The organism is Myxococcus llanfairpwllgwyngyllgogerychwyrndrobwllllantysiliogogogochensis (assembly GCF_006636215.1).
In the GTDB taxonomy this organism is placed as follows: domain Bacteria; phylum Myxococcota; class Myxococcia; order Myxococcales; family Myxococcaceae; genus Myxococcus; species Myxococcus llanfairpwllgwyngyllgogerychwyrndrobwllllantysiliogogogochensis.
In genome coordinates, this window is record NZ_VIFM01000449.1 from 1 (window position 1) to 4,625 (window position 4,625).

General features: G+C 67.3%; 5 protein-coding genes and 1 pseudogene. 2 read left to right on the top strand and 4 right to left on the bottom strand.

What is annotated here, in order from left to right; genetic code table 11:
• Positions 1-425, bottom strand: a pseudogene (locus FJV41_RS47995) (kelch-like protein); the annotation flags it as partial.
• A 377-nt stretch (positions 426-802) separates the two neighbouring features.
• Between FJV41_RS47995 and FJV41_RS48000 the strand changes: the two are divergent.
• On the top strand, positions 803-1,087 hold the full coding sequence (locus tag FJV41_RS48000) for a hypothetical protein (protein WP_141649332.1): 285 nt from the start codon (positions 803-805) through the stop codon (positions 1,085-1,087).
• 38 nt (positions 1,088-1,125) lie between these two features.
• Positions 1,126-1,470 (top strand): hypothetical protein, encoded by a 345-nt coding sequence (locus tag FJV41_RS48005; protein ID WP_141649333.1) that lies wholly within the window; start codon positions 1,126-1,128, stop codon positions 1,468-1,470.
• 188 nt (positions 1,471-1,658) lie between these two features.
• Here the strand turns inward: FJV41_RS48005 and FJV41_RS48010 are convergent, their stop codons facing one another.
• The 3 genes from FJV41_RS48010 to FJV41_RS48020 form a co-directional block, all read right to left on the bottom strand.
• Positions 1,659-2,963, bottom strand: coding sequence for an ATP-grasp domain-containing protein (locus tag FJV41_RS48010; RefSeq protein ID WP_174478796.1), 1,305 nt, complete (start codon positions 2,961-2,963; stop codon positions 1,659-1,661).
• Between the two features lie 299 nt (positions 2,964-3,262).
• Complete coding sequence (locus tag FJV41_RS48015) at positions 3,263-3,907, bottom strand: DUF4349 domain-containing protein (protein ID WP_141649335.1); 645 nt, start codon at positions 3,905-3,907, stop codon at positions 3,263-3,265.
• A 123-nt stretch (positions 3,908-4,030) separates the two neighbouring features.
• Complete coding sequence (locus tag FJV41_RS48020) at positions 4,031-4,237, bottom strand: hypothetical protein (RefSeq protein ID WP_141649336.1); 207 nt, start codon at positions 4,235-4,237, stop codon at positions 4,031-4,033.
• Between the last annotated feature and the right edge of the window lie 388 nt (positions 4,238-4,625).

A 4,625-nucleotide genomic window follows, 5' to 3' on the forward strand; every position in this document is an offset into this window, starting at 1 on the left:
TCGTTCTCGAAGGGCGGGTGGGGATTGGCTTGCTGCAACACCATGAAGACCGCGGCCACTCGGCCGGCATGGATGGCCATGGGACTCACATGGCCCGCGTAGAGGAGGGTGGACGCCGCGTCGTACGCGTTCGCCGTGAAGAAGCGGTCAGCCCCCGCGGGGATGTCGTGGAGCGTACCGTTCCACGTGTTCCCATCGCGGACGAGGTCCATCCCCAAGGCGGTGGGGATGCCCGGGCCATGGACCTCCACTCGGATGCGCGCCACGTCGTCGGCCGACAGTGCCTGGCCGAGCATGACCTTGACGTCGGCACTCGCCGCCGGAGGCAAGGCCCTCTCGTCTCCACCGCAGGCCGCGAACACTCCCAGGGCAAGCACTGTCGTCACCAGGGACGCGGCACGCCCGACACAAAGAAACACAGACATTGAATCCCCCTCTTGGTTGAGCGGGGCTATAGATCAGGAGGTGGCTCTCCTGCAAACCTGTCGTTCGCGGCGGGGAGGCACCTCGGATGGGACTGCGTGGGGTATTCTCTGCCCCCACCTGCCGGGTTGCTGGCTTCTTGAAGAGGCCTGGCTGTATGTGGCACCGGCGGTCAAGAACGATGTGGGGGCTCCTGGATCCCAGGAGGGGAGCGGCTCACTGTTTCATCCTTCGAGTCGAGCGTGCGTTGGCTTGTCTGGCCGAATCCCGCCCAGGCTGGTAAGTCAGTTAAGTCTCGTTGTTTGATCAAGACGGCTTAATCGGGCTATGTTCTCGGAGTCGGTCATTTCGCCGGCACGCACCCCAAGGACAATCACCCGTGAAGATGAAGACCCTGATTATCAGTCTGGCGTTCGGAGGCCTGTTGGCGGCGTGCGGTGGCGCGCCGGAGGAAGTGGCCGACACCGAGATTCCTGTGGGCGAGGCGGAGCAGGGTGTTTGCGAGGGTTATGATCGCGGCGCGCGGCACTGCACGTTCAAGTGCACGGCCAACGACTGGCGTCACTGGTATGGCTACAACGACGTCGCGTGGGGCCAGTGCGAGAACGTGGCGCGGCGTGACTGCGGCAGGGAGCCCTACAGCGTCTGCTGGAGCATTCCCTGAGTCGGGCCCCACCCCTCTTCACCCCAGGAATCCCTCCCATGAAGAACCTGATGAATCCCCTGATGATGGCGTTGGTGTCCATGGCGTGCCTCTCCGCGTGCGGCGGAGCTCCCGAGGAGATGGCCGAGGAAGCCGCTCTGCCGGACCCCTCGACGGCCGTGTTGTCGAAAGACCGTGTTCCGGGTGAAGTCAGCGCGTCCTGGACCGCGAACTGTGCTGGCTGGGCGGACGGCGGGCGCACGTGTTCGTGGCGCTGCCGCAGCTCCAGCGAGTGGATGTGGGCCACGCAGAGCGTCGCGTACGGGCAGTGCAATGCCTATGCGAACAACTTCTGCGGGCGTGATGCCTACGCCACCTGCTGGAGCAGCAACCCGCATCCGTAGTCGCGATTGACGTCCGCGATGTCTCGGAGGCCCCGGGCTCTCTTTCGAGTCTGGGGCCTTCTTCGTTTCGGGGGGTGCGCGGAGTCGCCGACCTCGTGTGTCATTTCGTGGTGTATGCCTTTTGGGGTGGCGGTTGGCTTTGCTGGACATCTGGGCCCACTCGCGTGGAGCGAAGCGCTGGCGCCTGTTCAGACTCCCAGCCGGGCGGAGATGCAGGACTGCAGGGAGTGGCGAACCTCCTCGAGCGTGGTGCCGCTGACCACGAGGCGCCCCGCGAAACCCGAGTCGCGCAGCTTGTCGGCGGCGAGCGCCTCCCTGCGGGGACTCGCGACGGTCTCGACCCCCGGCGGAGTCGCGGCGAATCGCTGCACCTCCACCGTCACACCCTTCGCGCGCAAGGTCTCCCCGGCACGAAGCTCGTCCTCGGAGGCGCACGTCACCTGCCCCACGTAGGCGCCAGGTCCTTCGCGGAAGGGTGGGAGCGTGGGGACTCTCTCTCCCAGGTGCGTCTCGAAGACGAGCTCCGCCCACTTCATTCCGGTGGCTCTATCGACCAGCCCCGAGAGTCCCCCTCCGGAGAGGCGGAAGCCCATCTCGACGAAGAAGGCGCCTCCCTGATTGCGGAGGAGGTCCACATGGAAGGGGCCCTCGCGGTAGCCCGTGGCATCCAGACACGCCTGGGCCAGTGCGCGCAGGGCGGGCTCCGCGCGGTCTCCATGCGTGGCGATGTGGCCCGCCTCGCGAAAGCCACGCAGCTCGGGTGTGCCTGGCGCTGGCTCGCGCGTGACGAGCTTCTCGCAGGTGGTGAGGAGCAGCGCCCGCCCCTCATGCGCGAGCCCCTGGATGGAGTGCTCGCGTCCCTCGATGAACTCCTCGAGCAACACCCGCTCGAAGCGCCCGCCGTCGTAGTTGGACAGCTCTCCCAGCGCCGCCAGGGCCTGGTCGCGTTGCCGCGCATCCTCGACGAGGAAGACGCCCAGGCCGCCACTCCCGTTCGAGGGCTTCACCACCAGGGGAAAGCCCACCCGGGTGAGCATGGCCGACGCGCCCGGTGAGCCCAGCTCGAAGCTGACGTGGCGCGGCTGGAGCACGCGGGGACATGCGTGGGCCAGGGCCTCGCGCTGTCCCCACTTGTCGAGGGGATTGAAGGCCCCATGAGGCCACCGCTGGCGAGGCCCGTGCTCCATGACGGGCGCGAGCGCGAAGGCGCATTCCACGTACCGTTCGAAGCCCGCGAGCAGCAGCGTCACGGGGACACCGAGCGACTCGAGGAAGTGCTGGACCTCCGCGGGCTGCGAGGGGTGCTCCACCGGAAGTTCCAGGTCGAAGGGGCGGCGACCCAGTTGTTGCCGCCAGCTCAGATAGGCGGGCGTCTCCACGAGAATGGTCTGCAGTCCGCGCCTGCGAGCCGCGTCGAGATAGGGCTCCAGTCCATCGCGGGTGGCGCCGAGCTGGACGAAGGCGCCCGAGGAAGTCGTCGTCATCAAGGCCATGCGAAGTGCCTCATCGCCCCGAGAGGGTTGCCAGCACCGCCGGCCCAATCGAAGCCGGGCTCGCCCTGATGGCATCCGGGCGCGGTTCACTCGCGAGGTCGGCCTTCAGCAGATCCTTCTTTCCCTCCCGGGGTCATCCCAGCGCCGAGCGTCCGTGGGCCGAGCGTCCGCCCCTGGACGATGCCCATGCCGCGCCGTTGCGAGAGCGTGACCTGGAGGGCCCTGCTCTCGTCGAAGAGGGCAGGTGCATGTGTCGTCCACAGCACCTCCTCGTGGAGCGCGCCCCGCGCGTCAGCGCGTCAGTCCCAGACGAACAGCCACTTGAGGCCCTTGCCCAGGCCATAGAACACCCAGCCCACGGGCCCGGGCCGCACCGGTCGCTGGAAGTCCAGGTACACGGTGGACAGCGCGATGCTGCCCTCCAGCCCCTCCAGGCGCGACTTGAGGGTCTCGTATTCGAGCGTGATTCGCTCCAGCTCCTTCTCCACCTTGAGCGTGTCCTCGACGGTGACAGCACGCTGGAGCAGCTCCAGGTAGCGCTCGCGAATCCGCGTCACGTTGTCCAGGCGCACCTTGAGGTCACGGTGGGTGTCCGTCACGTCGTCGGCCGAGACGCTCTTGTTCGCCACCGTGCCCAGGGCGGGCACCGCGGCCAGGAAACCTTCGAATCGCTCGGCGGGGATGCGCACCACGACGGCCTGGGTCATCGCCTGCTGGGCATAGCCCCCATGGGACTTCGCCAACGCGATGGCTTGCGCGGGCCCTTGCTCCGGCTCGTCGCGCTCCAACTGCACCGTGGCGCGGTGGATGATGGACCGGTTCTGCTCGGCCGCTCCCGGGGCGCCGCCCGTCGCCAGGCCGTCCATGACGTCCGCGCGCTCGTGGACACGAGAAGAGGAGCACGCGACGAGGGCGAAGAGCGGGACGAGGAGGAGCGGGCGCACGGGGTTCCTTGGAGAGAGAGGACAGTCGCGGACTTCCTCCAGGACACACCTGCGATTATTCGCGTTCCATCCTCACGCGTCAGCGCCCCCTCCTGGAGGGCACCGACGGAGGGAACCACGACTTCAGGAAACGCGGGAGGCGGGGGCGGGGAGCGGCTGCACGCCGTCACCCTCGTAGTAGATGCTCGCGCACCCCTTCTCGTAGACGACGAGCACTCGATCACTCTGGCCCAGCAGGTCGGAGGCTTTCTCCGTGGCCTTGCGGACCAGGGTGTCGAACTTCACCGAGCCCTGCTTGCTGCTGCTGGCCCGGACTGTCACGACTGGCATGCGGTGTCCCGCTCCTTGGTGCCCCACGGTGGGCGGCTCCAGGCAAGGCCCGGCTCCGTATCCATCCGCAGGTAACGAACGCGTCATAGCCAACCCAACACTTCGTTGACAAGCGCTCCGCTCCGTGGCGGGAAGATGGTTCCTATGGACCGCAAGCTCTTCGTTTTGCTGGTTTTTACGCTGGGTCTGGTTTCCACCGCCCAAGCCCAGTCACGTCCGCGCCGCGTGCACACCTCGCCCACACCCGCCTGGTTGCCCCGAGGTGTCCTCGTGGGCGCCTCTCTGCGCGAGGAGCTCCTCACCACGCGCCTGAAGGTGCAGTGGGAGTGGGCCTTCTTCCAGGACCGCAAGGACGCCTTCGTCTTCCTGCTCGAGGGTGGGGTGGGGT

What these genes read in the sequence shown, in the direction of transcription:
- FJV41_RS48005 (WP_141649333.1), top strand. Translation starts at nt 1,126, where the DNA reads ATGAAGAACCTGATGAATCCCCTGATGATGGCGTTGGTGTCCATGGCG.
- FJV41_RS48010 (WP_174478796.1), bottom strand. Translation starts at nt 2,963, where the DNA reads ATGGCCTTGATGACGACGACTTCCTCGGGCGCCTTCGTCCAGCTCGGC.
- FJV41_RS48020 (WP_141649336.1), bottom strand. Translation starts at nt 4,237, where the DNA reads ATGCCAGTCGTGACAGTCCGGGCCAGCAGCAGCAAGCAGGGCTCGGTG.